We start from the raw sequence: 26,684 nt of genomic DNA, 5'->3' as shown, positions 1-26,684 counted from the left end.
GAATATCAATACTTTTAGAATAATGGATATTGCTGCAAGTGGTATGACGGCTGAAAGGTTCAGAACAGAAGTAATATCTAATAATCTTGCAAATGCGAATACTACAAGAACAGAAAATGGTGGCCCATATAGAAGAAAAATAGTAACATTCAAAGAAGTTTTAAACAAAAATAGGACTAAAAGAGATGAGCAATTATCTGGAGTAAGAGTTTCAAATTTAAAGGAAGATAATAGTCCTTTTAGATTAGTGTATGATCCAGGTCACCCAGATGCAGATGAAAATGGATATGTAAAATATCCAAATGTTAATCCTTTGAGGGAAATGGTCGATTTAATTAGTGCCCAGAGGGCGTATGAGTCTAATGTTGCTGTTATAAATTCTGCAAAAACAATGTTTAATTCGGCATTATCTATAGGTCGTGGAGCTTAGGAGGTGTAATAGATGATAGAAAAAATACCAGGAGTATCAGGAATAAATGGAATTAATAATATAGCAAGGACGCAAAAAAGTAATAATACATCTTCAAAAAATTTGAATTTTGCTGACATTTTAAGAAATGCTATTGAAGATGTAAATAAAACTCAGAAAATTTCCGAACAAATGAGTGCAGATTATGCAGCAGGAAAAATAGATAATATTCATAATGTTATTATTTCTGCTGAAAAAGCATCTTTATCGTTAAAATTAACAACAGAAGTAACTAATAAGATAGTTCAGGCTTATAAAGAAATTATGAGGATGCAGATTTAGGTGATATGTTATGGATGAAATTATAAAAGCTGTAGATGAATTTTTTGAAAAAAATCCAGAGGCGGATTTTAGCTCTCTGGAAGTTTTTCTTTATAGAAATTTTAATAAAAAAGATGTTGAATTTTATTTTCAACTTATAGGAGAAGCAATTTTAAGTGCTGAAGGAGGTTTTAGAAATCCAATGAGTGTATTTTTAGAAAATGATCCAGATATTAAAATTATTAAAAATCCGGAAAAATCTTTACTTGAAAAATTAAATGTAGAAAAATGGCCTATATGGGAAAAAGAGATTTCTACTTTTGATTGGTATTATGATGATTCTGAAGTTTGTTATATTTTAAAAGGAAAGGTTATAGTTCATACTAAAAATGGTGACTATACTATTGAAAAGGGAGATTTGGTTAGATTTAGAAAAGGACTTTCATGCACTTGGGAAATACTTGAAGATATAAAAAAACATTATAATTTTGGTATAGATATATAGGATTGCAGATGCAATCCTTTTTTTATCTTAATATCCAAAAATAAAATTAATGCTATATTTCATATAAGCTTTTTGATAATTTGAAAAAATAAGAAAAATTTAGAATTTTACATTTAATAACAAATATTTGCTAATATATATGTATAATCTTTTGAATATGAATTTTTTGATTTTTGTTAATATGACTATAATTATAGTCAAGGGGGTTTTTTATGGATATTGAAAATTTGAAATTTTATAGTATTGCGGAAGCGAAAGCTAAATTTTCTAAAGCTGCAGAAGAATCAAAAAAAAATTTTGTAGTAATAACCAAAAACGGGAAACCAGAATTCGTTTTGATTGATTTTGAACGATTTAAAAAATTAATGAACTTTATTGACGAAATAAGAGATTTATATTTAATGGAGATCGGAGAACCTGGTAAATATAATGAAATAAAAGATTTATTTAAAGAGATTGAAAGTTTAGATGAATAATAGTTTATATGAATAATATGGAGGTGTTTTAAATGGCACAAGTTGTATTAGAAAATATTGATAAAGTTTACCCTAATGGGTTTCATGCTGTAAAAAATGCAAGTTTTACGATTGAAGACAAAGAATTTTGCGTATTATTAGGGCCATCTGGTTGTGGTAAAACTACAACTTTGAGAATGATTGCTGGTTTAGAAGAGATCACAAATGGGAAATTAATAATTGATGGTAAAGTTGTTAACGATGTTGAACCAAAAGATAGAGATATTGCTTTTGTTTTCCAGAATTATGCTCTTTATCCTCATATGACAGTATATGATAATATGGCGTTTGGATTGAAATTAAGAAAATTTCCTAAAGATGAAATAGATGCAAGGGTTAAAAATGCAGCTAAAATTTTAGATATTGCACATTTATTAGACAGGAAGCCAAAGCAATTATCCGGTGGTCAAAGACAAAGGGTAGCAGTTGGTAGAGCTATAGTTAGGGATCCAAAAGTATTTTTATTTGATGAACCTTTATCAAACTTAGATGCTAAATTAAGGGTTCAAATGAGAAGTGAGTTGAAAAAATTACATCATAGATTAAATGCAACAATTGTTTATGTTACACATGACCAAGTTGAAGCTATGACTATGGCTGATAAAATTGTTATTATGAAAGATGGTGTAATCCAACAAATTGGTTCTCCATATGATGTATACTTCAAACCAACAAACAAATTTGTTGCAGGATTTATTGGAACACCTCCTATGAATTTCTTGGAAGCAAGTGTAATCAGAGGAGAAGGTGGATTATGGATAGCATCAAACGGCTTTAAAGTGAAAGTACCAAAAGAATTTGAAGAAAAATTGGAGTCTTATGTAGATAAAGATGTTATTTTTGGTATTAGACCGGAAAATATTCATGATAAATCTATATATAAAGGAGAACATACTAATGATGTTATAAAAGGTGTTGTAGATGTTGCAGAACCATTAGGTAGTGAAACATTATTGCATGTAAATATAGCAGGTCAAGCGTTAGTTGCTAAAGTTGATCCAACTACAAAAGCTAAAGAAGATACAGAAGTAGAACTTATTTTGGAAATGGAAACAATGCATGTATTTGATAAGGAAACAGAATTAGCAGTTATTTAAAAAAGTAGTCTTATTAATTAATAAATTAGAGGCCCTTTTCTGGGCCTCGTTATTTTTGTTTATTAGCTATTTTTGTTATAATTAATATGGAGGTGTAAATATGGCAAATATTTTTGATATAGAAAATTATTTAAATAATCTTTTAGAAATTGATAAATTTAATGATTTTTGTTTTAATGGAATACAGATTGAAGGAAAATATGAAGTGAATAAAGTAGCCATTGGAGTATCTTTTAATAAGGAGTTTTTAGATGAAGCATTAAAAATTAATGCTGATATGTTATTGGTTCATCACGGGATTTTTGGAAAAGGTTTTTTCAAAATACGCGGATATTTGAAAAACAGAATATCGCCACTGATTAAAAATAATTTAACTTTGATGGGATATCATTTACCGCTTGATGCACATCCTGAATATGGAAATAATGTACAGATTGCTAAAAAGCTTGATTTGAAAATATTAGAACCTATTGATGTTGGTTTTATTTGCGAATATGATTCAGCAGTAGAATTTGATGTTTTTGAAAAAAAATTGAAAAATATATTTGAACGTGATGATTTATTAATATATAAAACTAAAAATTACGTAAAAAAAGTTGCTATTATATCAGGTGGAGGTTCTTATGCTTTAGAGTCACTTGAAGGTAAAGTTGATACATATATAACTGGAGAGGTTAAGGAACATATTAGAAATATTTCAAAAGAAATGGGGATAAATTATATAAATGCTGGACATTATTCAACAGAAACATTTGGAGTAAAATCTATTGCAAAATTATTGGAAAAAGAATTTAATTTAGAATGTATTTTTATTGATATATATAATGAAATTTAATTATTTTATGATATAATTATCCTGATAAAATTCAGGAGGGATTATATGAAAAAGATAATAATTTTCATAATTTTAATATATAGCATTATTATATTTTCAATAAATTTTTCAAAAAGCGGAAAAGGATATTATGAAATTCCTGCATACAAACCCCTTTTAGGAATTTCGTTGAATGAAGGACTTTTTGACGTAAACATGCCGTTTTTACTTGCTAATTTAGAATTTAAAAATGATTTTTATTATTTACCCTACACAAAATATTTATATAAAAGTAATGAGATTTTTGTATTGGGATTAATTGAAAGAAAAGAAGATTATTCAAATAGCGATTTTACTGTGTACGGTTCAAATAGCATAATAAATAAATATAATGAAGAAATAAAAAATGCTAATATTTCTATATTAATTTTATACAAAAATGTTTCTCTTCATGGTGTAAAGATTAGTCAGGAAAGTACGAATTTAAATTTGAATAATTTTTCATTTGTTATAAAAGATACATTTCCAAGAGAAATATATTCTTTAGATAATTCAGTATTTGAAAAATTTTATAAAGAAGATTTAAAAGAAGATAATTATATTTATTATAAAGTAAAAAATGGAGATACATTATATAGTATTTCAAGGATTTTTGGTGTTTCTATAGATTATTTGTTGAAAATTAATAATATAAAATCACCGGAATTGTTAAAAGATGGTATGTTTATTATTGTTGGCACATCAAAAAATTTTAAAGGTAAAGGTGAAATAAATGATTAACCATTATGATGCAATAAATTCAATTATTGCAAATATGCCTATTTCAAATTTCAGATTGATTTTAGGTATAAAAATATCAGAAAATTTGTTTAGAGTTATTACTTATTTTGACTCTGAAAAGATGGATTTTGATTTTTCTATAAACGGCATGTATTTCTCCGTAGAAGAGAAATTTCTTGTAAATAATTTTGACTCGGTTCTGTATGAAGAATCTATTAACAAACATTTTTTCGAAGGTAAAGAAGATTATTTTGCTGTTGGTCAAAATATTATTTTTAGGAAAGAAGTTGTTGGATTTATATATGTATTAATAGATAAAACAACAAAGTATGATAATATTAATACGTTAAAAGACCTTTTTTATGAACATTTGAAAAGTTTTTTAACCATTATTTTAGATACCAAAGACTATATTTTGAAAGAGTATTCAATTGAGCAAACAATAAATTCATTATTTTATATATTAAAAGCTCATGATGCATACACTTATTATCATTCCCTGAGAATAGCAGATTTATCAGTTCTTATTGCTGAGAAATTAAGTTTAAAACAGGAAGATATTGAAAAAGTATATTATGCAGCTTTAATACATGATCTTGGAGAAATATGGATATCTAAAGATATTCTCCAAAAATCTGAGAAACTTACACAACCTGAATTGGAACAGATAAAGCAGCACACACAAAAATTAGAGTTTTTATTTGCTGGAAATGATTATTTTTTAGAATTTGTTGAAATAGCTAAAAATCATCATGAGTATCTTGACGGTAGTGGATATTCAAAGAAAAGCAAATACGACCTTTCTATATTATCAAGAATTTTAGCTGTTGCTGAAGTAGTTGATGCATTGCTTTCAAATAGGCCGTGGAGAAAGGCAATGAAAATAAAAGATGCAATAAAAATATTATTAAAAATGGTAGAAAACAATAAGTTAGATGAAAAAATAGTAAAAGCTGTTATAAAAATAATACCTGAATTTTATGGAGGATTATCTCAAAACACATTTATGAAATATAATGATGTATTTGTTACGTTTGATTATAAAGGTAAAGATATAAGGATTGATGCTAAAATTATTGATCTCAAAAAAGATTATATTAATCTATATCTCCCAATAAAAACAGTGGAAATTGAAAAAGATATTATTAATATTAATGAAAAATTTCTTGAAATGAAGAAAGAAATTTACCTGGAATATTATTCTGGAAACAATTCTATTCTAAAAAATTGTACAATAGTTGGAAAAAATCGTTTAGGATATATTTTGAAAATTAATAAAGATATTGAAGAAAATGAAATTATTTCTGTAAAATGGAATTTGAATGGTATAGGAGTTCCACTAAAAAGGGTTGTTTTTGTAAATAAATATGTGTGGCGTCTTGATAATGAAAAAGCTTTTAAAATTAACATAGAGAGTATTTCAAATAAAAATATAATTTTTTATGCATTGAAAGATAAAATAAACAAAATGTCAGATAAAAAAATTTTAATAACCTTTGAAGCTATGAAGTTGAAAATTAATTTAGTAGGTGAAATTATATATAAAGAGGAAATTTTTAGTGGTTATTATCATTGTGATTTTAAAATAGGTGAAATCACAGATGAAGAATATACAAAATTAATTCAAATCATCAATTTACGCCAGGAACAATTAAAAATGTTACATTAAATTCGGGATGTCCCGAATTTTTTCTTAAAAACAAAATAATTGTAACTTTTTATATTGACATAAAAAATATTTTAAGGGTATAATAGGTGAAGGTATATATAGAAAAATTTTAAAAGGAGGAATTCTAATGAAAAGAACATACCAACCTTCAAGAAGAAAGAGAAGAAGAACACATGGATTTTTAGCAAGAACTAAAACTCCAGGTGGAAGGGCTGTTTTAAGAAGAAGAAGAGCAAAAGGAAGAAAAAGATTAGCTGTTTGATATGAAAGAGACTTTTAAAAAAAAAGAAAGAATTCATTTTAAAAAGGATTTTGACAAAGTTTTTTCTTGTGGAAAGAGACATATTGATAAGTATTTTGTAATAGTTTATACCAAAAATAATTTAAATTTTTCAAGAATTGGTATTACTATAAAAAGAAAATTTGGAAAAGCTTATAAAAGGAATAGATTAAAAAGATATATTCGGGAAATATATCGAAAGAATAAAGGTCTCTTTCCACAAGATTATGATATTGTATTTTTGCCAAGAAAAAAGCTTTCTAAAGATTTTGATAATATGTCTTTTAATAATATTAAAAATATTATTTTAGATATAATGGAGCGTATAAAATGAAAAGATTATTATTATGGTTTATAAAGTTTTACAAAAAAAACATTTCGCCTTATAAACCTTCAAAGTGTATTTATTATCCAACATGTTCAACATATACATATGAAGCAATTGAAAAATTTGGTGCATTTAAAGGAATGTATTTAGGAATATTAAGAATTCTCAGATGCCATCCTTTCCATCAGGGCGGGATTGATCCAGTACCAGAAAAATTTTCGTTTATACCACAAATAAAAAATAAACAAAGGGGTGTAAAAAATTGAAGAAAGTACTTTTAATTATAGGACTTATAGTCCTAGGAGTTTTTGTTTTTTCACAAACACCAGAATATAGCATTACTTCGTCTTCAACAGAAATTAATTTGCAAATGAGATTATATAAAGTTTCTTTTGATAATCTGGGGCATATGAAAAGTTTTGAAATATTACAAGATAGAAGCAATACATTATTCACCAAAATTTATAGTTATTATAATGATAGTTTTGATATATATGACGAAAATGGTAATGAATTATTGCCAACTTCTTTTGATATTTCAGAAGATCATATAAATAAATTCGTAGAATTGAATTTTTATTTTGAAAATGGAGGAATAAAGAGTTATAAATTTTTCAACACTCCATATTATGATTTTGAGATTTCTTTTAAAAATTTATACGGAAAAGTGATAATTCCTACTATCTCGTATCCTAACACAGTTGCTGTTGAAAATGAATTATTAATATCTTATCTTGAAAAACCTATAAAATCCATTTTCATATTTGATGCCTCAGACTTGAATATTGAAGACCAGTCTATTCAAATTACAACTGATAAAACTTTTAAAGCATATATGGGTCCGAGAAAATATATATTCATTAAACAGGTTTTCCCACAAAAATACGATAGAATAAGGGAATTATCCAAAACTGTTGGTGCAATTAATTGGTTATGGTATATAAATTATGGATTTGTAACATTTTTATGGTGGTTATATAGATTTACAGGAAATTTTGGTTGGGCTATAATGATATTTACTTTAGTTATAAGATTAATTTTATATCCTTTGTATCATAAACAAACTAAATCTATGATAGAAATGAGAAAGTTGCAACCTGAAATAGAAAAGATAAAGAAAAAATATAAAGACCCACAAAGACAACAACAGGCATTAATGGAATTATATAAAGAACATAAAATAAATCCAGCTGGAGGCTGTTTGACAGCTTTTATACAACTTCCAATATTCTGGATATTATATGGAGCTATTAATTATTATCAGGGAACTTTTGCGTATAATCCGAGATTTTTGCTATGGACAGATTTATCTCAGGGTGGATTTTCCCAGAATATAATTTTAGTGCTTTTAAGTGTTGGAGCCTATTTATATAACTCATTGCAATCTGCAACTGATAGAAAAACTGCATGGAACACAGCTATTATGATGGTAGTATTTCCATTTTTATTCATAGGATTGCCAACGGGTATATTTATTTACTGGGTAACCAATGCGATTTTACAGGTATTTATTACTGCTTATGTTAATAAGAAAAATCATATAAAAGGTTTAACATTGAGAGAATTTCTTGGTTTAGGGCCTAAACCCTATAAAACATCAAAATAGTTGCAATAATTAGGAGGTGCTCAAAGTGAATATTAAGATTCGAGAAAAAAACTTTGAAGGTAAAAGTATAGATTTAGCGTTTAATGAAGCGGTGAAATTTTATAGTGTTTCTCCAGAAGAAATAAGTTTTGAAGTTATTCAACAACCTAAAAAAGGATTTTTGGGAATAGGGAATAAAATGGCGATTATTAACGCTTTTTTAAATGAAAAATACTTGATGAACAGATTAAATGAATTTTTAAGTTCTATTCTGGAAAATTTTGATGGAGATTTTAATTATTCAATAAATTTTCAGGGTAAGAACGTATTGATAAGAATGGAAGGAGAAGGTTTGGGAAAATTAATAGGTAAATATGGAAGAACTATTGGAGCTATGCAACATATACTTTCAATATACATTAATAGATTATCAAGCACAAAAATAGATGTTAATCTGGATGTAGGGGAATATAGACGAAAGAAAAAGGAAAAAATTTATGAAATAGTTGATAATGCTATTAAAAGATTAAATGAAGAAAATGAAAGAATCGAATTAGCTCCTATGTTTTCATATGAAAGGCGTATTGTCCATGAGTATGTAAGAAAGAATTATCCTGATTTAGAAACAGAATCTATTGGATTAGAACCTTATAGAAAAGTTGTTATAAAACTTGCAAAGTCTCATATTAAAGCATAGAAATATAAAAAAGAAAAAGGGAATGCCCCTTTTTCTTTTTTATAATATAATATGAAATACAAAATAAGATGTTAATATTATTTTATTTTTAAATATTTCAACAGTATAAATACGATGTCCAAAAAGTAAAGTTGCTCAAACCTTGATTGTTAATCCTCAAAAATAGCTCATTCTCGCCGGTCGTATCAGACTTACATCCATGTTCGGTATTTTGCATCCGTGCAAAATTGACCGGCTACATTTTACGCTTAGATTTTTTATAAAAAATCTAAGGTGAATAGTTTTTTTGTATTTTATAGAAAATAAAAATTTAAACCAATACCCGCGGTAGCGTGTATGGACAATCTGCGAGTTTTCGCTTGCTTTACTAATTGAACAACGTACAGTATAAATTATTTTAAAATTTTAGATATCAGAGTTTAGAAAAAATATTATATTTCTCTTTTTTGTAGTATAATAAAAGTGCATTTAAATAATTCAATATTCGTTTTTGTTCTCCAACGGGGGTGAGAGCATGTTTATAAATCCATTATCAGGAAATTCAACACAAAAACCTGAAAATAAGAAAACCAAAAATAAAAAAACTAAAAAAGGTCATACTGTAATGAAAAGAAAAAAGATTTCTTTTACAGAAGTTATGGAATTAAATGAAATAGAAATAATAAAAAAAGATTTAAATAAACTTCTTGAAAAAATTGAAGAATACGGTGCTGAATTTAAAAGATCTCCAATAGAAAGAAATCTGGAAAAATACAAAAAAAGTGTGAAGAGTTTTCTAAAAAAGGTAGAAAAAAACTTATATCTTTTAAATTCCAGAGCCAATTTCAAAGAAAGAAATTTTTATATAATAGCAGAAAAAATAAATGAGGATCTCAAAACAATCACAGACGAACTCTTAAAAAATGAAAGTGGAGCCTTTATTTATGCTAAGAAAATTGATTCAATTAATGGATTACTGCTTGATTTGTATAAATAATGGGGTGATAAAAATTATAGCTAGCAATATTTCTAAATTTAAAGGAAGCTCAGTATGTCTTGTGAATCAAAATAAATTCGTTTTAAATAATATGATTGAATCTATAAAAAAAACTGTGAGCATAAATGATATTTTTGAAATCTTTCCCGAAGGAGGGAATATCAAGATTTCTGAAATCAGAGAAATGCAGGAATTTTTGCTATATAAACCAAATTTTTCAGATTACAAATTGATAATTATTCATGAGATAGATAAAATGAATATACAGGCTGCAAATTCAGCACTAAAAATTCTTGAAGAACCTCCTGACTTTACAATAATAGTAAGTACCACAATGCGATGGTATAATCTTTTACCTACTATTAGAAGCAGATTATATAAAATATTATTACCTAATCCAGATTTTTTGAATAAAATAAAAGGAGTATGTCCTGAATGTTATGTTAATTTATCTTATTCCATAAAAAACGATTTTGAATGTGCTAATTATATATTGGAAAATCCACAAAAAAGAGAAAATATATTAAATACAGTAAAGTCATTCCCGGATCTAGACGCATATAATATTGTAGAATATATTATGAATGAAAAAGATGACATAGAAAATAGAATTTATAAATATGAAGCTTTTTTTGAATTAATAAAAAGATTTGAAAAACTAAATTTAATAGAAATTCAAAATATAATTGATAAAATATTGTCGTATAAAAATAAAATAGACGATAAGCTAAAAACACTAAAGTTTTTCTCGAAATTATTTTTGGCATTATACCATGATTCATTTATATTTTCTTTGACCAATTATTGGAAAGAATTTTATTCATTAAATATGGTTTATTTTTTTGGACTATACAACTTCGATCTTGACTTCAAAAAGATATATGAAAATATAAAATGGTGTGAAGATATTTCCAAAAGTACTATTTCAAATTTTAATTTTGACTTAACTATACAAACTATGTTTTTAAGATTTATTCAGGCTTTTTTTAAAAATAAGGAGGACTCAATATGATTAATTTAAAGGCTTTAGTATATGGTGTGGAAACTACAAAATTATCTCCTATACAATATTATGCAGGAAATGGGGAGGATATTAAAATAAAAGATCTGGTTTTAGTTAACACAGAGATGGGATTAGATGTTGGAAGAGTTGTATCTGGACCGAAAGAACTGACTTTTGAAGAAATTGGGTATGAAGTAACCTCAATTCTAAGAAAGTTAAATGATGAAGATTTAGAAAAATATTCAGAAAATAAAAAGTTGGCAGAAAAAGCAAAAAAAATTACAGAAATAAAAGCTAAAGAATTGGGACTTCCTATGAGAATCTTATCTGCACGATATATGTTTGATAGGTCAAAAATAATTGTATATTTTGGTTCTGATACAAGAGTTGATTTTAGAGAATTAGTAAAAGACTTAGCAAAAGAATTTAAGGCAAGAATTGAATTAAGGCAAATTGGTATAAGAGATGAAGTAAAAATGATAGGAGCAGTCGGACTATGTGGTCAGATGACATGTTGTTCAAGGTTTTTAAGAAAATTTGATTCAATAAAAATGGAAATGGCAAAGACTCAACAAATGTTAATAAACACAGCTAAAATCTCAGGTCGTTGCGGTCGATTAATGTGCTGTCTTGCATATGAAAACGATTTTTATGAATCCACATTAAAATGTATTCCAAATGAAGGAACGACTATAGAATATGAAAACGTTCCCGCAAGAGTAATTACAGTAAATGCATTTCTAAAGCAGGTTACTTTACAAATAATTGAAAATAATCAACCGGTAATGGTTAAATTACCTTTCGAATATTTCAAAAAGAAATGTCCTTTAGGTGATTAAAATGCAAAATATTGGGAAATTATTAATATCTTCAGGTATTTTAATGATATTTTTAGGTTTTATTTTTTATTTTTCTAATAAAATACCTTTTAAATTTGGGCATCTTCCGGGAGATATAATAATAAAAAAGGAAGGTTTTATCTTTTATTTTCCAATAACATCGGCAATATTAATAAGTATTATATTAAATTTTTTATACTTAATTATAAAAATTTTTATAAAATAGATTATAACGATAAAAGGAGGAGTATTGATGAAAAAATCTTTAAATGAATTAAAAGAGTTAGCAAAAATTTGCAGAGGAGACATTATAAAAATGACAACTGTGGCAAAGTCCGGACATCCTGGAGGTTCTATGTCATCTATTGACATGTATTTGAGCGTTTTTAATCTGGCAAATATAGACCCAAAAAATCCATACGATTATAAAAGAGATAGAGTGGTTATAAGTCATGGACATACTTCACCGGGCGTTTATTCTGCATTATCAAGATTGGGTTTTTTAAATCCAGATGAAGTAATTGCAGGATTCAGACATTCAGGTTCTATATTTGAAGGTCATATTACAAGAGGAATTCCTGGAATTGAATGGACTACAGGTAATTTAGGACAAGGTTTATCTGCTGGAGTGGGTATGGCATTAGCATCAAAAATAACGGGAAATAATTATCACGTTTTTGTTTTGCACAGTGATGGTGAAGCACCAAAAGGTCAAATTGCCGAAGCAAGAAGAACAGCTAAAAAAGAAAATTTAAATAATCTAACTGTATTGGTAGATTATAATGATATACAAATCTCTGGAAGAGCAAGAGATGTTTTATATGTTGATCTTTTTAAAGAATATGAATCTGCTGGATGGAATATTATAGAAGTAGATGGACATGACTTTGAACAATTATTTAATGCAATAGAAGAAGCTAAAAATTATAAATTAGGGCCTACTGTAATTATTGCCAAAACTATTATAGGAAAAGGCGTATCTTTTATGGAAAATAGGCATGAATATCATGGAGCACCTCTAAATGATGTTGAAGCAGATAAAGCTTTAAAGGAATTAGGTGTGGAAAATGATATAGAAAAATATAAAGAAATGAGAAAAACCTTACCTTTATTAAGGAAAAAATTAGAATTTGATGATTATGTGATAACAGCCGATGCAGGAACACCTATCACCTATACCAAAGAAGATAAAGTAGATAATAGAGGAGCTTTTGGAAATGCAATAGCAGATTTAGCCAAGATTAATAAAGGAAAAATTGTAGCAGTAGATTGTGATTTGAAACCTTCAGTAAAATTAGGTAAATTTGAAAAAGTTAGTCCGGAAACATATGTTCAAATAGGTATTCAGGAACATAATGCAGCTACAATTGCAGGTGCAATGTCCGTTTGTGGTGTTATACCATTTTTTGCTGATTTTGGAGTTTTCGGATTAGATGAAACATTCAACCAACAGAGATTAAATGACATAAATCATACGAACTTAAAAACAGCAGTAACTCATTGTGGTATAGATATTGGTGAAGATGGAAAGACTCATCATGAAATCAATTATATTGGAATTGTAAGGAGTTTCTTTGATACAAAATTAATAGTACCAGCAGATCCTAACCAAACAGATAGAGCAGTTAGATATGCTGCATCAACATTGGGGAATGTTGTAATTGCAATGGGCAGGTCGAAAATACCTGTAATATTAGATGAAAATGGTAATCCATATTTTGGTGAAACTTATGAATTTGAATATGGAAAGATGGATATATTAAGAAAAGGAGAAAAGTTAACAATTTTAACTCATGGCAGTGTAGCTTATAAAGCAGTTAAAGTTGCTGATAAATTGAAAAAAGAAGGTATAAATATATCAGTTATAAATGTATCTGCTCCTTTAGAATTTGATGCATCGAAAATATCTGAATACATCGATAACTCTCATATAATAATTTATGAAGACCATAATAAATATAACGGATTAATGGTAGAATTTTCAAAATCTGTGGTTGAAAACAGATTATCCCCTCTAAGTGTTGAAAATTTAGGTATTGATAATTATTCTCCATCTGGCAATAATGAAAATTTATTTAAAATATTTGGATTAGATGAGGATTCCTTATACGAAAAAATTAAGGAGAAAATCAATAAATGAATGATTTTGAAAAGAAAATTGTAAAAAAAGTTAAAAAAATTATTGATATTGAAAATATCGATGAAGAGCTTCTTTTCGAAGCTCTTTGTCATTCTTCATATTCTAATGATTATAATTCAAAAGGTCGTCCTATAAAATCAAATGAAAGACTCGAATTTTTGGGGGATTCTGTATTAAATTTGATTATAGCTGAACATTTGTTTAAGAATTATAATCTAAATGAAGGAGATATGGCAAGAATCCGTGCAACTGTTGGAAGTGAATTAATATTATTTGAGACTGCTAAGAGATTAAAATTAGGAGAGTATATTTTACTTAGTAAAAATGAAGAAAAATTTGGTGGAAGAGAAAAGCATTCAATAATTTCAGATCTATTTGAAGCTATATTAGGAGCCATTTATTTATCCTTAGGGTTTGAAACAGCCAGAGAATTTGCTATAAAAAATTTAAAAAACTTTATTAAACAATCAATAGAAGGGAAATTATTTTTAGATTATAAAACGCGGCTTCAAGAGTTAACCCAAAAAGATTTAAAAATAAGACCGGAATATAAACTTGTAAGGCAGGAAGGACCTCCACATAATAGAACGTTTATAATTGATGCTATAATAAATGGAAAAAGATATGGACGAGGAATAGGAAAATCTAAAAAAATAGCAGAACAGCTGGCAGCAAAAGAGGCCTGTGAAAATTTTAGTGGTGATATGGATGGAAAATAAAATACATTTTGTTAAAATGCAAAATACAAAATCTATATCGTTAACTAGAAGTTTTTGTTATCTTAATTGTAAACACTGTAACAAGCACTATCTAAAAAACATGGCAACAATAAATGATATTGAGAAATTATCTGATATGAGTTCATTATTATTAAGTGGAGGAATGAATGAAGAAATAAAGGTTCCTGTATATAATTTTGTTGAAAAATTAAAACAGTATAAAGATAAATATAAATTCAAATATAACTTACATACAGGTTTTATGAATTATAATGAATTAAATCAGATTAAGGATATTAGTGATGCAATATCTTTTGATTTAGTTGGAAATAAAGAAACAATGTTAAATGTTTATGGAATAGATAAGTTTGAAGAAATGTGGAGAACTTTTGATGATTTAATAAATTTAGGATTCAATGTAAAACCGCACATAACTATAGGATTGAATGGTGGAAAATTAACACATGAAATTGATGTGTTAAAAAGACTAAAAAATTATAAAATAGATGAAATAATATTTCTAGTTTTTATCCCTACTAAAGGATCGTATTTTGAAAAAAATAATCCCCCACAAATAGAAGAAGTATTTGAAGTATTTTATGAAACCAAAAGTATTATGAAAAATGTAAAATTGACCCTTGGATGTATGCATCCAAAAGGAATGTATAGGAAAAAATTACAGGAAAAATTACTTTTTATTGCAGATAAAATTGTTCAACCTGTAAAACATACTGTAGAATTAGCAGAAAAATTAGAATTTGAAATAACTTGGAGTTATGAGTGTTGCGTATTTTAAGGAAGGTAAAATTAGGAGAGTTTTAAATCAGGAGGGCTTTGAAATGGTTAAAAAAAATATATTAGATTTTTCTTATGACGAGTTAATTGAAGAATTTAAAAAAATAGGTTTACAAAAATTTAGAGTTGATCAGGTTTTAGATTGGATATTCAAAAAAAACATTTTTGATTTTTTTGAAATGACAAATTTATCCAAATCTCACAGAGAACTTCTGGATAAACATTTTTACATATATATTCCTGAACCAATTGAAATTCAGGAATCAAAAAAAGATAAAACTACAAAATTTCTCTGGAAATTAGAAGATGGAAAGACAATAGAATCGGTTTTATTATTCTATCCAAATAGAACTTCCGCATGTATTTCAACACAGGTTGGTTGTGCTTTGAAATGTAAATTTTGCTCAACTGGAGCAAGTGGCTTTGAAAGGAATTTAAGTTCTGGAGAAATAGTATCACAAGTTCTGGCTATAGAAAAATTAAAAAACGTAAATATTAATAACATAGTACTAATGGGAATGGGAGAGCCGTTATTAAATTATGATAATGTATTAAAGGCCATTAGAAACTGGAATAATAAAAAAATGAAAAATCTTGGTGCAAGAAGAATAACTATTTCAACAGCTGGAATAGCTGATAAAATAGAAGAATTAGCAGATTTTGAATTAGATACCAGGCTTTCTGTATCGTTACATGCGCCAAACAATTATATAAGAGATAAAATAATGCCAATTAATGCTAAATATCCAATAGAAGAAGTAATACAATCCTGTAAAATTTATCAGGAAAAGACAAAAAATAGAGTGACTATTGAATATATAGCAATAAAAGGATTAAATGATGAGGAAAAGTATGCAGAAGAATTGGCAGAATTGTTAAAAGGATTAAAAGTAATGGTTAATATAATACCGATAAACCCAAATCCAGCAGGATTTGAAAGACCTTCAAAGAAATTTTTGAATAATTTTATAAGCAAATTGAAGGAATATAACATAGAAGCCACATTGAGGGTTGAAAAGGGCACAGATATTGATGCTGCATGTGGGCAGTTAAAACTAAGAAAAAGAGGAATAAATTTGAAATGAAATTTTTGTATATTAGAGAACGTATAAAAAAATTTTTATACAATTTTTTTATGTATATATTAGGGGCAATTACAGGAGGTTTAATTTTACTCCTGATTATATTTATCTTTGTCAATAATTATACATATGTTGTCATCCCTGATGTAAAAGGAGAAGAAAAAGACACGGCAATGAAGGCACTAAAAGAAACAGGATTAATTCCAATAATTCAGGGAATTGGTGATACAGTATTATATACTGAACCATCAGCAGGATCCAGAGTAAAAAAAGGAAGGCACGTGTTTATACAATTAGGAAAAATAGAAACGCTTAAAGTACCAGACCTGATAGGTGTTCCTCTGGAAGTAGCAGAACAGTTTTTAACAGCATACAAATTAAATTATAAAATAATAAAAATATATAATTCTGATACTAAAATAGAAACAGTTATAGATATTGAACCAAAGCCGGGAACGAATGTAAATAAAGGCGATACTATATTATTAAAAATATCTTCCTCGGAGGTGAATAGGTGAATATACGCAGAGGCATAGTGACTCGTTTTCATTCAAATACGTTGGAATTATTTGATTTAGAAACAAGGGAAAAGATAACAGCATTTCTAAGGGGAAAATTCAAATTACAAAAGATTACACCAATAGTTGGTGATTATGTGGATTATTCATTTGAAAATGGTGTAGCTAAAATAGAAAATATTCTTCCTAAACGCAATATGCTTTACAGACCAAAAATTGCGAATGTTGATCAAACAGTTTTAGTAACCTGTTTAAAGAGCCCAAAAGTAGATTATTTAATAATAGATAAATTTCTTATTCAGGTAGAAAAAAATAATTTGAATTGTATAATAGTGTTAAATAAAGTAGATCTATTAACTAAAGATGAAATTGATAAATTTTTAGAAATATATTCACCGTTATATCCTGTAATACTGGCAAGCGCAAAAAAAGAAATAGGTATTGAAGAGATAAAATTACACTTAAAAAATAAAATATCAACATTTGCTGGAATGTCAGGAGTAGGGAAATCTTCTTTATTAAATGCAATTAATCCCGGTCTTAAACTTCGAGTGGGTAGAATATCCGATAAACTACAGCGTGGAAAGCATACAACTACATACACAGAATTATTAAAATTTGATTTTGGTGGATTTGTTGCAGATACTCCGGGGTTCGCAGCTTTTGAAATATATGATTTTAAACCTGAAAAATTACAGGAATATTTTGTAGAATTTCATGAACATTCTATGTATTGTGGTTTTAGTGATTGTGTTCATATAAATGAGCCGCATTGTGGTGTGAAAGAAGCTGTGGAAAATAACCAAATATCCGAAGTGAGGTATAAAAATTATTTAAAAATATATAATGAAGTGGAAGAATATAATAAAAAAATAAGGAGGAAAAGATGGAAATGAAAATATATCCTTCAATTTTAGCCGCAGATTTTTCAAAATTAGGAGAACATATAAAAAGTGTAGAAAATAATATTGATGGGATTCATTTAGACATAATGGATGGAGTATTTGTACCGAATATTTCTTTTGGTAGTCCAATAGTAAAATATGTGAGAAAAATTACAGATAAATATCTTGATACACATTTGATGATTATAGAGCCAGATAGGTATATAGAAGATTATGCTAAGATGGGAGTAAATGGAATAACAGTTCATTATGAGGCAGTTACACACCTTCATAGAACAATTACAAAAATTAAAGAATTAGGGTGCGATGCAGGAGTATCATTAAATCCGCATACCCCTGTATTGCTCCTGGAAGAAATACTCCCATTTGTTGATAGAGTATTAATTATGAGTGTAAATCCTGGATTCACAGGGCAAAAGTTTATACCAGAAATCTTTATGAAAATAAAAAAATTAAAAAAGCTAATAGATGAAAAAGGGTTGAATACAGTAATTGAAGTAGATGGAGGCGTTGGATTGAAAAATATTAGAGCGCTTTATAATTCAGGAGTTAGAGAATTTGTAGTTGGTGCTGGTGTATTTCATCAGGTGAATCCATCAGACGCAGCTAAAAGATTGAAAGAGGTTGGTATGGGAATATGATAATTTATCTTGCGACTAATAATAAACATAAATTAAAAGAAGTTAATGAAATAAAACCTAAAAATTTTGAAATTAAAGGAATGTTTGAAATTCTGAAGAATTTTGAAGTGAATGAAGATGGCAAAACATTCCTTGAAAATTCTATAAAAAAAGCGATAGAAACAGCTCATGTTTTAAGAACGCCGGTTATATCGGATGATTCAGGATTGGAAATAGAAATATTAAACGGTTTTCCAGGAATATATTCTGCAAGATTTATGGAAAACAAATCATATAAAGAAAAGATGAAACATATTTTAAAGAAATTAGAAAATGTACCTTTTGAAAAAAGAAATGCGCGTTTTGTTTGTGTAGCAACATATTTTGATCCTAAAAATAATATTTTGTTCTCAGTTGAAGGTGAAGTAAGAGGTAAAATAGCTTATTCAATTCTGGGAAAAAAAGGTTTTGGATATGATCCAATTTTCATTCCTGAAGGAGAAACCTTAACTTTTGGACAATTAGGTGAAGAAGTAAAAAATAAAATCAGTCATAGAAAGCGAGCCTTTCAAAAACTTTTTTCTATATTGCTTAATATTCCAAAATTAGAAATCATTTCTTAAAGAACTTAACCTTTTGTTTTCTTGACTTTTTAAAAATTTTTTGATATTATATATTTCGGTTATGAAAAAGATTTCAACCGAATTGCCCCCATCGTCTAGCGGCCTAGGACATTGGCCTTTCACGCCAAAGGCACGGGTTCAAATCCCGTTGGGGGCGCCAGAAAAAACGAGTGGGTGCTTAGCTCAGCTGGGAGAGCGTCTGCCTTACAAGCAGAAGGTCGTAGGTTCGATCCCTGCAGCACCCACCATTTTATTAGCGGCCAGGTAGCTCAGTTGGTAGAGCACTGGACTGAAAATCCAGGTGTCGACAGTTCGATTCTGTCCCTGGCCACCACGAAAATCCCCGATTTTTCGGGGATTTTTTTGTTTTTTTATACTAAATTATTTTTTATCCATTTTTTCATCTTTTTTTATTCTTTCTTTATACAATATATATTCCTGCTTTTTGTTCTTTTTAATATTTTTGCTACTTTTATTGTTGTCAGGTAAACAATTATTTTTTTGTAGTTGTTTGATGAATCAAGTCATCTCAAAGTTTTTTTGCCAATTATTTATAAAACATTTATAATATAAATTTAATAATTCTAATATAAAGATAATATATTGATATTTTTTTATAACATTTAGTAATTAAAATATAATAAAATATTAATATGTTATAAAATTTACTAATTATTAACTATAACTTTTTTTTTTTACTTTTTAAGTATATAATAATAATGTATTCATCCGGATGATGCAAATTTATCCAAGGAGGGGATTTTATGAATGCTGTATATTTATCTACAGGCACTGCAAATGGTTCGTATTATGCGGCAAATAATAACAAAATTCTGGGGAATGGAAATACATCTACTACAGTTGATGCTGGTAGTTATTCGGAGCGTTATAATAATACTATAACTATTCAGGGCACTGTACAAGGTATTCAAGGAACGGGCGGCGGCGGAACAGCTGATATTTTAAAACTAACACATAGATGAAGCATATTTTTAAATAGCTTTGAATCTTATAATAAGGAATTTTTATTATTACCACTATTTTATAATAAAAATAAAAAAGTTTTTTCCCCTACGCATTTTATTGCAAATTTTTATTTTTAAGGTGATAATATGAAAGATATTATTGACTATATTAATATGACTATATATATTTTAGGTTCTATATTTATAAAAAATTTATCTAAAATATATGATCTAAATACCTATTATAACTTTTTTAGCAACGGTTTTTATATAATATTTGTTATCGAATCGTTATTAATAATTTCATTTTTAAAGAAACCATCCATAAAAAATGAAATAAAAAAAACTTTTAAACTTAAAAAGTTTTATATTCCATTTTATATTATTCTTTTAATAATTATAGTTTATTTTTATTTAAAGTATTTTTTCATTAGAAAAGCTCTTTTTTTTACTTTGATTATTGGTGGCGTTAGTGAAGAATACTTTTTTAAAGCGTATCTTTTTAATTCGTTTAAAGAAAAAAAATACAATATTTTATTAATTTATATAGCTTTATCATTAGCCTTTACATTGTCTCACTATTCAATACAAACTTTTAAAATACCATATAATTTTAAACTTTTTGAATTTACATTTTTATATCAATTTTTCACATTGATTTTCTATACTTATATAAAAGATATATATATATTATCAGGAATTCATATAATAGTAAATCTTTTTTCGTTAAAATGAAGGAGGCTATTTTCAATGAGGAAAAATCTTTTTTTAATTATTTTTATATTTATTTTACTTATACCCTCAATATATATAATAAAAAATACATCTGTAAAAAAAATGTATTCTTTTAAAAATCTTATTAATTCATCTTATATGTTTAAGGATAATAAAGGGAATATATATGTAGGATTTAGAAATAATAAATTATATTCATTTTCAAAAAATTTTAAAAAAAATTGGGAAAAAATTTTTGATTCAAACGTTTTAAGTTTTATACCTTTAGAAGATAAACTAATATTAACAACCAATAATTCTAATTTATATATGTTAAATTTAAAAGGTAAAGTTCTAAAAAAAATAAGTTTTGATTATAAGTTTATAATTTTAAAAGGGAAAATAACTGATAATAAATTTATAGTTTTATATCAAGATAAAAATTATTTACCATCATTAGGTGAAATGATTATTGAAAATTCTGGATATATTCAAATAAATGAGTTTTCTTTATATTTAGATACTTATATATCAGCTTATGAATACTTAAAAATATATCCTTTAAATAATAACGATTATTTTTATTTCAAGAAAACAAAAGATACTATTATCAAAGTTATCATATCTCATGATGAAGAAAAATTACCTTATGTGAAAAAGGTAATTCCTATAAAAACCGCTTTTATTATAAAAGATCCGAAATACATAAAATATGGGTTTCCTATTTATTACAACGAAAAAATTATTTTTAGCATAAACAATTTTTTTTATATTCAAAATACCAAAGATAAATCAGAAATATTTATAAATTTAGAAAATTATTATAAATTTAAAGATTATAAGCCGAAAATTAATTCGAATATTATTTATTATATTAACAATTCATATTTTACTACAAATTTTGGCGATTTATTTGAAGTTTCAATTAATAGTGGGAACGTTAAAAGATACAAAATAAAAGCTTATGGTGATAGCAGTTTAATAAAAAAATATGGAAACAAATTATATATTTTATCTGGAAATAATTTTATTATCTTTGACACAAAAGATAAAACTATTAAAAGAAAAGAGTTTGGTGATAGTTATTTTAATTTTGTCATTATTGATGAAAATAATATTATTTTAATAAATAATGGTTTAATGTCTAAATTGCTAAATTTATAATTTAATAAAACAAATGCCCTTATATAAGGGCATTTGTTTTATTCTACAAGATATATCTTAGCTTCTCCAGGATTCAAATTCACATTAAGCCATGCGCCTTCATCCCATTTAAAATCACATTTTCTATAATTTTCCAGTAATAAACTAATTCTATGATTTCCTCGCCATGTATGATAACCTAAATCCACACCAAAAGATATTGCTTTATCAAAATTCAGATTAACAGGTATTAATAAGCCATTATTTCCATTCCAGTAAAAAATTGAAAATACTTTATCCATATGCTCAATATATCTATAATTGCTTATATTTGATATTAAATCAATATATTCTTTCTTTATCTTTCCAAGAGCGGTTAATAATCTAACCATATGTTTGTCCACATCCCAATGAAGGGCATAATAATCAAAAAATGCTAATTTTCCATAAAACGGATCTGTAGGTTTTAAATACTTATATCTCTCCTCTTCTGGTTTTTCAAAATCGAGCCCTAAATTCATAGGTTGTTTTTCAAAAATTTCACTTCCTGAATTTATAACGGTAATTCCATTTGGCATAAACGTATTTACAACAGCTGATAATTTTGAAAATAATTCTTTACCGTCTCTTGTTACAGCTCTTGGAGAATCTGGAGTTTCTGATGTCGCAAATGATGGGAGTTCTAAATTTGGCATAATATCTCTAACAGTTTTTATAAACCAGCTTTCTTTATGTCTAGGTTCTGCCCACCATGTATTTCCTAAAATAGCATCATAGCCGCTTAGTTTAGCTTTCTTATGATTGTCCATAGCTAATTCTTCAGCGATAATTGCAAATGATGGGTCATAATTTTTTGCATTTGAAATGATTCTATGTTCTAATTCTTTAGGTAATGCATGCCCCATGTCGAGTCTTGCGCCATCTATGCCGAAATTTTTCTGAAAATATGGCATAATATTGGAAATCATATCCCATAATTTCTCGTTTTTTTGTGTTCCGGGGAATTTACTTGATTTTACAACGTCATATAAAATATATGGTGGTTGTTTTTCAGGATTTTCCAGATATTTTTCAGCTTCTTTTGGATGGCTTAGATATAATCTCAAAAAAGTTACATCATCCCATGTTGGTTGTGGATCATTTATCCAATCAGAAAAACCAGGAACAGTAATAATTTTAAATTCTTTGACAATTTCTTCCAGAAAATCAGGGTTATTTTTATTAGCTTTTACAAAATTTTCCCATTTTTCGGGGTTTGTGATGTTAGGCGCCCATCTGAACTTTTTCAAATGCTTTTTCACCTCAGCATTAGAGTATAAAATGGGAAGATTTTCTACAGATGGTTGTTCAAAATCAAGATTCTCAATTTTCGGGGGTTTGTATGAAGATAATTCTTTTATATCAATCCAATAAAACCAATCTGGATGTTCCAAAATTAGATTATTGTCTCTTGAGGCTGTCCTCGGAATAAAATCTAATATTATTCTCATCCCCAACATATGTGCTGCTTCAACGAAAGCAGAAAATTCTTCATCTGGAGTAAAACGTGTCAACAATGGGTCATGATAATCATTTTCAACATGATGAAAACTTTTTACTGCATAAGGAGAACCAACTTCACCTTTTTTAAATTTGTTGCTGGACTGTGTTATTGGTAATAAATAAATTGTATCAACATTGTATTGTTTTAAATATGGTAGTAAAGCTATCATTTTTAGAAAGGTGCCACTTTCTCTATATCCAAGATCATCATCGGGTTTAAAATAAGCAGAATTAATATCGTGCTGGTAAGCAGAGGTCATTCTAACATGAGCACTATATATAATTGATTTTTTTAACCACTGTGTTGTTTTTTCCTTTGTTATAAAAGATAAAGGTTTGGAATAATCATTATTTTCGTCTGCGTTGTTTAGTATTTTTTCTATTATTTTTGAAAAATATTCATATGGATTTACAACAAATGTTCTTCCTTTCAATCTTATATTTCCTTCATAATCATCTGGCATCCATCTTTTCGGAATAGCATAGTTTATTTTCCCCTTTTCGACTTTTGCGATGAGAAATTCATATAATTCCTTTAATTTTTTCATTGCTAAACCCTCCCGCCATAATATATAACCATAATGTATAAAAAAATGGCGGAGGCGGTGGGACTCGAACCCACACGAGGGTATAACCCTCACCGGTTTTCGAGACCGGCTCCTTAGCCAATTCGGAACACGCCTCCGTTCATTGTAATTATATTTTAACAGAAATAAGTTATTTAAATTTGAAGCTTTAATTAAATTTATTGTTCTATCAATGAAAAAATAGTATTATTTGTGCTCAAAAACCATAAATCGTCAAATTTAAACTTTGAAAAATTTTTCATATCTATTATAATATATTTTGTTTGAAAATTCAACTTTAAAAATTCAATATGCCGGGAGGTTTATTATGGAAGAAAAAGAAATTGTGTTAAAAAACAAACTCAGAGAACCATTTTTGTTTTTAATTATATCTTCTCTGATCTTTTTTCCTGTAATGAATTATATGGGATTAAGCAATTTTTTTAAAACATTGATGTCTACAGCGCATGATTTATTGTTAAATACTGTATTTTTTATAATGGCTGTTGCAGTTTTGACGAGCGCATTTGGTAATGTGTTATCAGAATTTGGTGTTGTATTCCTTTTAAATAAATTACTCTCCAAATTAATGAAACCATTATATAATCTCCCGGGAGCTTCTGCACTTGGAATTTTGACCACATATTTATCTGATAATCCTGCAATATTATCTCTAGCTCAGGATAAACAATTTACAAAATATTTTGAAAAGTGGCAAATTCCTTTATTATGTAATTTAGGGACATCTTTTGGTATGGGCTTAATTGTAACAACATTTATGATTGCACAATCATCTAATATGGGAGAAAATCTTTTTCTACCTGTATTATTAGGTAATTTTGGTGCTGTAATTGGTAGTGTTATTAGTGTAAGGATTTTTTCTATTTATACAAAAAAATATTATAAAGATTTTAAACATGTTCAGCATTTAGAGGATGTTGAATATTGGAATGCAACAAAAGGAAGTGTAATATCAAGGCTAATAGATGCTTTACTTGAAGGTGGTAAAACAGGTGTAGATTTAGGATTATCAATAATACCTGGAGTATTGATAATAAGTACTATTGTAATGATGTTTACCAATGGACCTAAAGATCCTTTAATTGGATATCAGGGATTACCATATGAAGGTGTCCCAATTTTGCAATGGATAGGATCAAAATTGGATTTTATTTTAAATTTTTTATTTGGATTCAAATCGCCTAAATTAATAGCTTTTCCATTAACCTCTTTAGGCTCAACTGGAGCAGCATTAGCTTTAATTCCAAAATTTATAGAAACAAATTCCATACATCCAAATGATATAGCTGTTTTAACCGCTATTGGAATGACCTGGAGCGGGTATCTTTCCACGCATATAGCAATGATGGATTCTTTAAAAGCGAGAAAACTTGCAAGTAAAGCAATCCTTTCACATACAATTGCTGGTATCATTGCAGGATTCATAACCCATTTATTATATATTCTTATTTTTTAATAATTATTCTTAAATACCACTGTTTTCATGAAAAAACTACCTTTTATTATTGTGATATAATAAAAGTGTGGAGATGAGCGACAGCTCAAAAGTTTTTTTAATTAAAATCCAATTTTTAATCTTATTACCCGCCGTAGCGTGAATAATTGCTTTGCAATTATTCAGAGGTTTTTTATTAATATCTATTTTAATCCTATAACCCGCTGTAAGCGTGTAACACCGGAGAAGAGCGACAGCTCAAAATTTTAATTAAAATCAAAAGTTTTTAATCCTATAACCCGCCGTAGGTTAAATAATTACACCGTAATTATTTAAGCGTTTTTTAATTTTTTAAAAATCAAAAAAAATTAAACCTATGCCCGCGGCAGCGTGTATATAGCTGTAAGCGTGTAACACCGGAGGTGACCCATGAGAAAAAAAATACCATACGGAGAACAAAATTTTGAAAGAGTAATAATGCAAAACTACTATTACATAGATAGAACAGAATATATAGAAAAATTAGAATCATTAAATGAAAAAAATATAGTGTTTTTAAGGCCAAGGAAATTTGGAAAAACATTGTTTTTAGATACACTTGCAAAGTATTATGATGTCAATTATGCAGAGAAATTTGAAAAATTATTTAAAGACTTATACATAGGAAAAAATCCAACATCGTTAAAAAACAGTTATTATATTTTAAAAATGAATTTTTCTGGAATACAAACAGAAAATAAAGAAAAATTAATAAAGAGTTTTAAAAATAAAGTTATACGTTCTCTTGATAATTTTAAAAATGATTATAAATTAAAAATAAAAATAGAAAAAGAACTAACAGAACCAGCAGATATTCTTGGTTCATTTCTTGACGGAATAAAGAATGAAATAAACAACCCAATATATTTACTAATAGACGAATACGATCACTTTGCAAATGAACTATTGAGTTTTAATCTTGATTTATTCAAAGATAGTGTAACAAAACATGGATTTGTAAGAAAATTCTATGAAGAAATAAAAAAAGGAACAGAAACAATAATAGAAAGATTATTCATGACAGGAGTAAGTCCAATAA

At 27.2% G+C, this 26,684-nt stretch carries 31 protein-coding genes and 4 tRNA genes; 33 read left to right on the top strand and 2 right to left on the bottom strand.

Annotated elements, in window-relative coordinates; translation table 11 throughout:
* Nucleotides 1-4: 4 nt before the first annotated feature.
* The 31 genes from flgC (at nucleotide 5) to X274_RS03160 (ending at nucleotide 22,063) form a co-directional block, all read left to right on the top strand.
* Nucleotides 5-430: a flagellar basal body rod protein FlgC gene (gene flgC / locus X274_RS03310; RefSeq protein ID WP_047265403.1), complete on the top strand. Its 426-nt coding sequence runs from the start codon at nucleotides 5-7 to the stop codon at nucleotides 428-430.
* 12 nt (nucleotides 431-442) lie between these two features.
* Nucleotides 443-751 (top strand): flagellar hook-basal body complex protein FliE, encoded by a 309-nt coding sequence (gene fliE / locus X274_RS03305; RefSeq protein ID WP_047265383.1) that lies wholly within the window; start codon nucleotides 443-445, stop codon nucleotides 749-751.
* Nucleotides 752-932: 181 nt separating this feature from the next.
* On the top strand, nucleotides 933-1,235 hold the full coding sequence (locus tag X274_RS12365; protein WP_047265402.1) for a cupin domain-containing protein: 303 nt from the start codon (nucleotides 933-935) through the stop codon (nucleotides 1,233-1,235).
* A 212-nt stretch (nucleotides 1,236-1,447) separates the two neighbouring features.
* Nucleotides 1,448-1,711, top strand: coding sequence for a type II toxin-antitoxin system Phd/YefM family antitoxin (locus X274_RS03295; RefSeq protein ID WP_047265382.1), 264 nt, complete (start codon nucleotides 1,448-1,450; stop codon nucleotides 1,709-1,711).
* A 32-nt stretch (nucleotides 1,712-1,743) separates the two neighbouring features.
* The gene (locus X274_RS03290) at nucleotides 1,744-2,847 is read left to right on the top strand and encodes an ABC transporter ATP-binding protein (RefSeq protein ID WP_047265381.1); all 1,104 of its coding nucleotides are present in this window, start codon (nucleotides 1,744-1,746) and stop codon (nucleotides 2,845-2,847) included.
* Nucleotides 2,848-2,947: 100 nt separating this feature from the next.
* Nucleotides 2,948-3,682 (top strand): Nif3-like dinuclear metal center hexameric protein, encoded by a 735-nt coding sequence (locus X274_RS03285; RefSeq protein ID WP_047265380.1) that lies wholly within the window; start codon nucleotides 2,948-2,950, stop codon nucleotides 3,680-3,682.
* A 45-nt stretch (nucleotides 3,683-3,727) separates the two neighbouring features.
* Complete coding sequence (locus X274_RS11475; RefSeq protein ID WP_052913151.1) at nucleotides 3,728-4,441, top strand: LysM peptidoglycan-binding domain-containing protein; 714 nt, start codon at nucleotides 3,728-3,730, stop codon at nucleotides 4,439-4,441.
* Nucleotides 4,434-6,110, top strand: coding sequence for an HD-GYP domain-containing protein (locus X274_RS11470; protein WP_052913150.1), 1,677 nt, complete (start codon nucleotides 4,434-4,436; stop codon nucleotides 6,108-6,110). The genes X274_RS11475 and X274_RS11470 overlap by 8 nt, the downstream gene beginning before the upstream one ends.
* A 127-nt stretch (nucleotides 6,111-6,237) precedes the next feature.
* Complete coding sequence (gene rpmH, locus X274_RS03270; RefSeq protein WP_047265379.1) at nucleotides 6,238-6,372, top strand: 50S ribosomal protein L34; 135 nt, start codon at nucleotides 6,238-6,240, stop codon at nucleotides 6,370-6,372.
* A 1-nt stretch (nucleotide 6,373) separates the two neighbouring features.
* Nucleotides 6,374-6,724 carry a ribonuclease P protein component gene (gene rnpA / locus X274_RS03265; protein WP_047265378.1) on the top strand — a complete coding sequence of 117 codons (351 nt, stop codon included), beginning with the start codon at nucleotides 6,374-6,376 and terminating at the stop codon, nucleotides 6,722-6,724.
* On the top strand, nucleotides 6,721-6,984 hold the full coding sequence (gene yidD, locus X274_RS03260) for a membrane protein insertion efficiency factor YidD (protein ID WP_047265377.1): 264 nt from the start codon (nucleotides 6,721-6,723) through the stop codon (nucleotides 6,982-6,984). The genes rnpA and yidD overlap by 4 nt, the downstream gene beginning before the upstream one ends.
* Nucleotides 6,981-8,324, top strand: coding sequence for a membrane protein insertase YidC (gene yidC, locus X274_RS03255; protein WP_047265376.1), 1,344 nt, complete (start codon nucleotides 6,981-6,983; stop codon nucleotides 8,322-8,324). Before yidD ends, yidC begins: the two co-directional genes overlap by 4 nt.
* A gap of 25 nt (nucleotides 8,325-8,349) precedes the next feature.
* Entirely contained in the window at nucleotides 8,350-9,000 is a 651-nt protein-coding gene (jag, locus tag X274_RS03250; RefSeq protein WP_052913149.1) for an RNA-binding cell elongation regulator Jag/EloR, read from the top strand.
* A gap of 514 nt (nucleotides 9,001-9,514) precedes the next feature.
* Nucleotides 9,515-9,976 (top strand): YaaR family protein, encoded by a 462-nt coding sequence (locus X274_RS03245; protein WP_047265375.1) that lies wholly within the window; start codon nucleotides 9,515-9,517, stop codon nucleotides 9,974-9,976.
* Nucleotides 9,977-10,067: 91 nt separating this feature from the next.
* Entirely contained in the window at nucleotides 10,068-10,988 is a 921-nt protein-coding gene (locus X274_RS03240) for a hypothetical protein (RefSeq protein WP_175419763.1), read from the top strand.
* A complete protein-coding gene (locus X274_RS03235; protein ID WP_156166121.1) occupies nucleotides 10,985-11,818 on the top strand; it encodes a PSP1 domain-containing protein in 834 nt (277 codons plus the stop codon). Before X274_RS03240 ends, X274_RS03235 begins: the two co-directional genes overlap by 4 nt.
* Before the next feature lies 1 nt (nucleotide 11,819).
* Nucleotides 11,820-12,044: a DUF2905 domain-containing protein gene (locus X274_RS03230; protein ID WP_047265373.1), complete on the top strand. Its 225-nt coding sequence runs from the start codon at nucleotides 11,820-11,822 to the stop codon at nucleotides 12,042-12,044.
* A 27-nt stretch (nucleotides 12,045-12,071) separates the two neighbouring features.
* Nucleotides 12,072-13,958, top strand: coding sequence for a transketolase (locus tag X274_RS03225; RefSeq protein WP_047265372.1), 1,887 nt, complete (start codon nucleotides 12,072-12,074; stop codon nucleotides 13,956-13,958).
* A complete protein-coding gene (rnc, locus tag X274_RS03220; RefSeq protein WP_047265371.1) occupies nucleotides 13,955-14,677 on the top strand; it encodes a ribonuclease III in 723 nt (240 codons plus the stop codon). Before X274_RS03225 ends, rnc begins: the two co-directional genes overlap by 4 nt.
* Before the next feature lie 100 nt (nucleotides 14,678-14,777).
* Nucleotides 14,778-15,473 carry a radical SAM protein gene (locus X274_RS03215; protein WP_231580373.1) on the top strand — a complete coding sequence of 232 codons (696 nt, stop codon included), beginning with the start codon at nucleotides 14,778-14,780 and terminating at the stop codon, nucleotides 15,471-15,473.
* 43 nt (nucleotides 15,474-15,516) lie between these two features.
* Nucleotides 15,517-16,557, top strand: coding sequence for a 23S rRNA (adenine(2503)-C(2))-methyltransferase RlmN (gene rlmN / locus X274_RS03210; RefSeq protein ID WP_047265369.1), 1,041 nt, complete (start codon nucleotides 15,517-15,519; stop codon nucleotides 16,555-16,557).
* 50 nt (nucleotides 16,558-16,607) lie between these two features.
* On the top strand, nucleotides 16,608-17,072 hold the full coding sequence (locus tag X274_RS03205; protein WP_197073315.1) for a PASTA domain-containing protein: 465 nt from the start codon (nucleotides 16,608-16,610) through the stop codon (nucleotides 17,070-17,072).
* On the top strand, nucleotides 17,069-17,968 hold the full coding sequence (rsgA, locus tag X274_RS03200; RefSeq protein WP_047265367.1) for a ribosome small subunit-dependent GTPase A: 900 nt from the start codon (nucleotides 17,069-17,071) through the stop codon (nucleotides 17,966-17,968). The genes X274_RS03205 and rsgA overlap by 4 nt, the downstream gene beginning before the upstream one ends.
* Nucleotides 17,959-18,618, top strand: coding sequence for a ribulose-phosphate 3-epimerase (gene rpe, locus X274_RS03195; protein WP_084822616.1), 660 nt, complete (start codon nucleotides 17,959-17,961; stop codon nucleotides 18,616-18,618). The genes rsgA and rpe overlap by 10 nt, the downstream gene beginning before the upstream one ends.
* Nucleotides 18,615-19,220 carry an RdgB/HAM1 family non-canonical purine NTP pyrophosphatase gene (gene rdgB / locus X274_RS03190; protein ID WP_047265366.1) on the top strand — a complete coding sequence of 202 codons (606 nt, stop codon included), beginning with the start codon at nucleotides 18,615-18,617 and terminating at the stop codon, nucleotides 19,218-19,220. Before rpe ends, rdgB begins: the two co-directional genes overlap by 4 nt.
* 84 nt (nucleotides 19,221-19,304) lie before the next feature.
* Nucleotides 19,305-19,380 (top strand) — tRNA-Glu (locus X274_RS03185).
* Nucleotides 19,381-19,392: 12 nt separating this feature from the next.
* Nucleotides 19,393-19,468, top strand: a tRNA-Val gene (locus X274_RS03180).
* A gap of 10 nt (nucleotides 19,469-19,478) precedes the next feature.
* Nucleotides 19,479-19,554 (top strand) — tRNA-Phe (locus tag X274_RS03175).
* 430 nt (nucleotides 19,555-19,984) lie between these two features.
* Nucleotides 19,985-20,203: a hypothetical protein gene (locus X274_RS03170; protein ID WP_047265365.1), complete on the top strand. Its 219-nt coding sequence runs from the start codon at nucleotides 19,985-19,987 to the stop codon at nucleotides 20,201-20,203.
* A 129-nt stretch (nucleotides 20,204-20,332) separates the two neighbouring features.
* Complete coding sequence (locus tag X274_RS03165; RefSeq protein WP_047265364.1) at nucleotides 20,333-20,920, top strand: CPBP family glutamic-type intramembrane protease; 588 nt, start codon at nucleotides 20,333-20,335, stop codon at nucleotides 20,918-20,920.
* Nucleotides 20,921-20,935: 15 nt separating this feature from the next.
* A complete protein-coding gene (locus X274_RS03160; RefSeq protein WP_047265363.1) occupies nucleotides 20,936-22,063 on the top strand; it encodes a hypothetical protein in 1,128 nt (375 codons plus the stop codon).
* Nucleotides 22,064-22,101: 38 nt separating this feature from the next.
* Here the strand turns inward: X274_RS03160 and X274_RS03155 are convergent, their stop codons facing one another.
* Both X274_RS03155 and X274_RS03150 read right to left on the bottom strand, forming a co-directional pair.
* Nucleotides 22,102-24,132 carry an alpha-amylase family glycosyl hydrolase gene (locus X274_RS03155; protein ID WP_047265362.1) on the bottom strand — a complete coding sequence of 677 codons (2,031 nt, stop codon included), beginning with the start codon at nucleotides 24,130-24,132 and terminating at the stop codon, nucleotides 22,102-22,104.
* 46 nt (nucleotides 24,133-24,178) lie between these two features.
* A tRNA-Ser gene (locus tag X274_RS03150) sits at nucleotides 24,179-24,269 on the bottom strand.
* Nucleotides 24,270-24,478: 209 nt separating this feature from the next.
* On the opposite strand from X274_RS03150, the gene X274_RS03145 reads away from it, so the two are divergent.
* Entirely contained in the window at nucleotides 24,479-25,627 is a 1,149-nt protein-coding gene (locus X274_RS03145) for a CD0519/CD1768 family membrane protein (protein ID WP_047265361.1), read from the top strand.
* Between the two features lie 408 nt (nucleotides 25,628-26,035).
* Nucleotides 26,036-26,684: AAA family ATPase (locus X274_RS03140; protein WP_047265360.1), on the top strand; the 649-nt coding region annotated here is incomplete at its 3' end.

The organism is Marinitoga sp. 1155, from assembly GCF_001021175.1.
Taxonomy (GTDB): domain Bacteria; phylum Thermotogota; class Thermotogae; order Petrotogales; family Petrotogaceae; genus Marinitoga.
This window is presented reverse-complemented; position numbering and strand designations above follow the sequence as displayed.

Bases quoted from the DNA above. Each gene is read 5' to 3' on its own strand.
- X274_RS03205 (WP_197073315.1), top strand. From the start codon at position 16,608: ATGTATATATTAGGGGCAATTACAGGAGGTTTAATTTTACTCCTGATT.
- X274_RS03155 (WP_047265362.1), bottom strand. From the start codon at position 24,132: ATGAAAAAATTAAAGGAATTATATGAATTTCTCATCGCAAAAGTCGAA.
- rdgB (WP_047265366.1), top strand. From the start codon at position 18,615: ATGATAATTTATCTTGCGACTAATAATAAACATAAATTAAAAGAAGTT.
- X274_RS03215 (WP_231580373.1), top strand. From the start codon at position 14,778: ATGGCAACAATAAATGATATTGAGAAATTATCTGATATGAGTTCATTA.
- X274_RS03235 (WP_156166121.1), top strand. From the start codon at position 10,985: ATGATTAATTTAAAGGCTTTAGTATATGGTGTGGAAACTACAAAATTA.
- rnc (WP_047265371.1), top strand. From the start codon at position 13,955: ATGAATGATTTTGAAAAGAAAATTGTAAAAAAAGTTAAAAAAATTATT.
- X274_RS03290 (WP_047265381.1), top strand. From the start codon at position 1,744: ATGGCACAAGTTGTATTAGAAAATATTGATAAAGTTTACCCTAATGGG.
- X274_RS03145 (WP_047265361.1), top strand. From the start codon at position 24,479: ATGGAAGAAAAAGAAATTGTGTTAAAAAACAAACTCAGAGAACCATTT.
- X274_RS03295 (WP_047265382.1), top strand. From the start codon at position 1,448: ATGGATATTGAAAATTTGAAATTTTATAGTATTGCGGAAGCGAAAGCT.
- X274_RS03230 (WP_047265373.1), top strand. From the start codon at position 11,820: ATGCAAAATATTGGGAAATTATTAATATCTTCAGGTATTTTAATGATA.
- rnpA (WP_047265378.1), top strand. From the start codon at position 6,374: ATGAAAGAGACTTTTAAAAAAAAAGAAAGAATTCATTTTAAAAAGGAT.
- X274_RS11470 (WP_052913150.1), top strand. From the start codon at position 4,434: ATGATTAACCATTATGATGCAATAAATTCAATTATTGCAAATATGCCT.
- rpmH (WP_047265379.1), top strand. From the start codon at position 6,238: ATGAAAAGAACATACCAACCTTCAAGAAGAAAGAGAAGAAGAACACAT.
- X274_RS03285 (WP_047265380.1), top strand. From the start codon at position 2,948: ATGGCAAATATTTTTGATATAGAAAATTATTTAAATAATCTTTTAGAA.
- rlmN (WP_047265369.1), top strand. From the start codon at position 15,517: ATGGTTAAAAAAAATATATTAGATTTTTCTTATGACGAGTTAATTGAA.
- X274_RS03245 (WP_047265375.1), top strand. From the start codon at position 9,515: ATGTTTATAAATCCATTATCAGGAAATTCAACACAAAAACCTGAAAAT.
- X274_RS03160 (WP_047265363.1), top strand. From the start codon at position 20,936: ATGAGGAAAAATCTTTTTTTAATTATTTTTATATTTATTTTACTTATA.
- X274_RS03165 (WP_047265364.1), top strand. From the start codon at position 20,333: ATGAAAGATATTATTGACTATATTAATATGACTATATATATTTTAGGT.
- X274_RS03170 (WP_047265365.1), top strand. From the start codon at position 19,985: ATGAATGCTGTATATTTATCTACAGGCACTGCAAATGGTTCGTATTAT.
- yidD (WP_047265377.1), top strand. From the start codon at position 6,721: ATGAAAAGATTATTATTATGGTTTATAAAGTTTTACAAAAAAAACATT.
- X274_RS11475 (WP_052913151.1), top strand. From the start codon at position 3,728: ATGAAAAAGATAATAATTTTCATAATTTTAATATATAGCATTATTATA.
- X274_RS03240 (WP_175419763.1), top strand. From the start codon at position 10,068: ATGATTGAATCTATAAAAAAAACTGTGAGCATAAATGATATTTTTGAA.
- rpe (WP_084822616.1), top strand. From the start codon at position 17,959: ATGGAAATGAAAATATATCCTTCAATTTTAGCCGCAGATTTTTCAAAA.
- fliE (WP_047265383.1), top strand. From the start codon at position 443: ATGATAGAAAAAATACCAGGAGTATCAGGAATAAATGGAATTAATAAT.
- X274_RS03225 (WP_047265372.1), top strand. From the start codon at position 12,072: ATGAAAAAATCTTTAAATGAATTAAAAGAGTTAGCAAAAATTTGCAGA.
- X274_RS12365 (WP_047265402.1), top strand. From the start codon at position 933: ATGAGTGTATTTTTAGAAAATGATCCAGATATTAAAATTATTAAAAAT.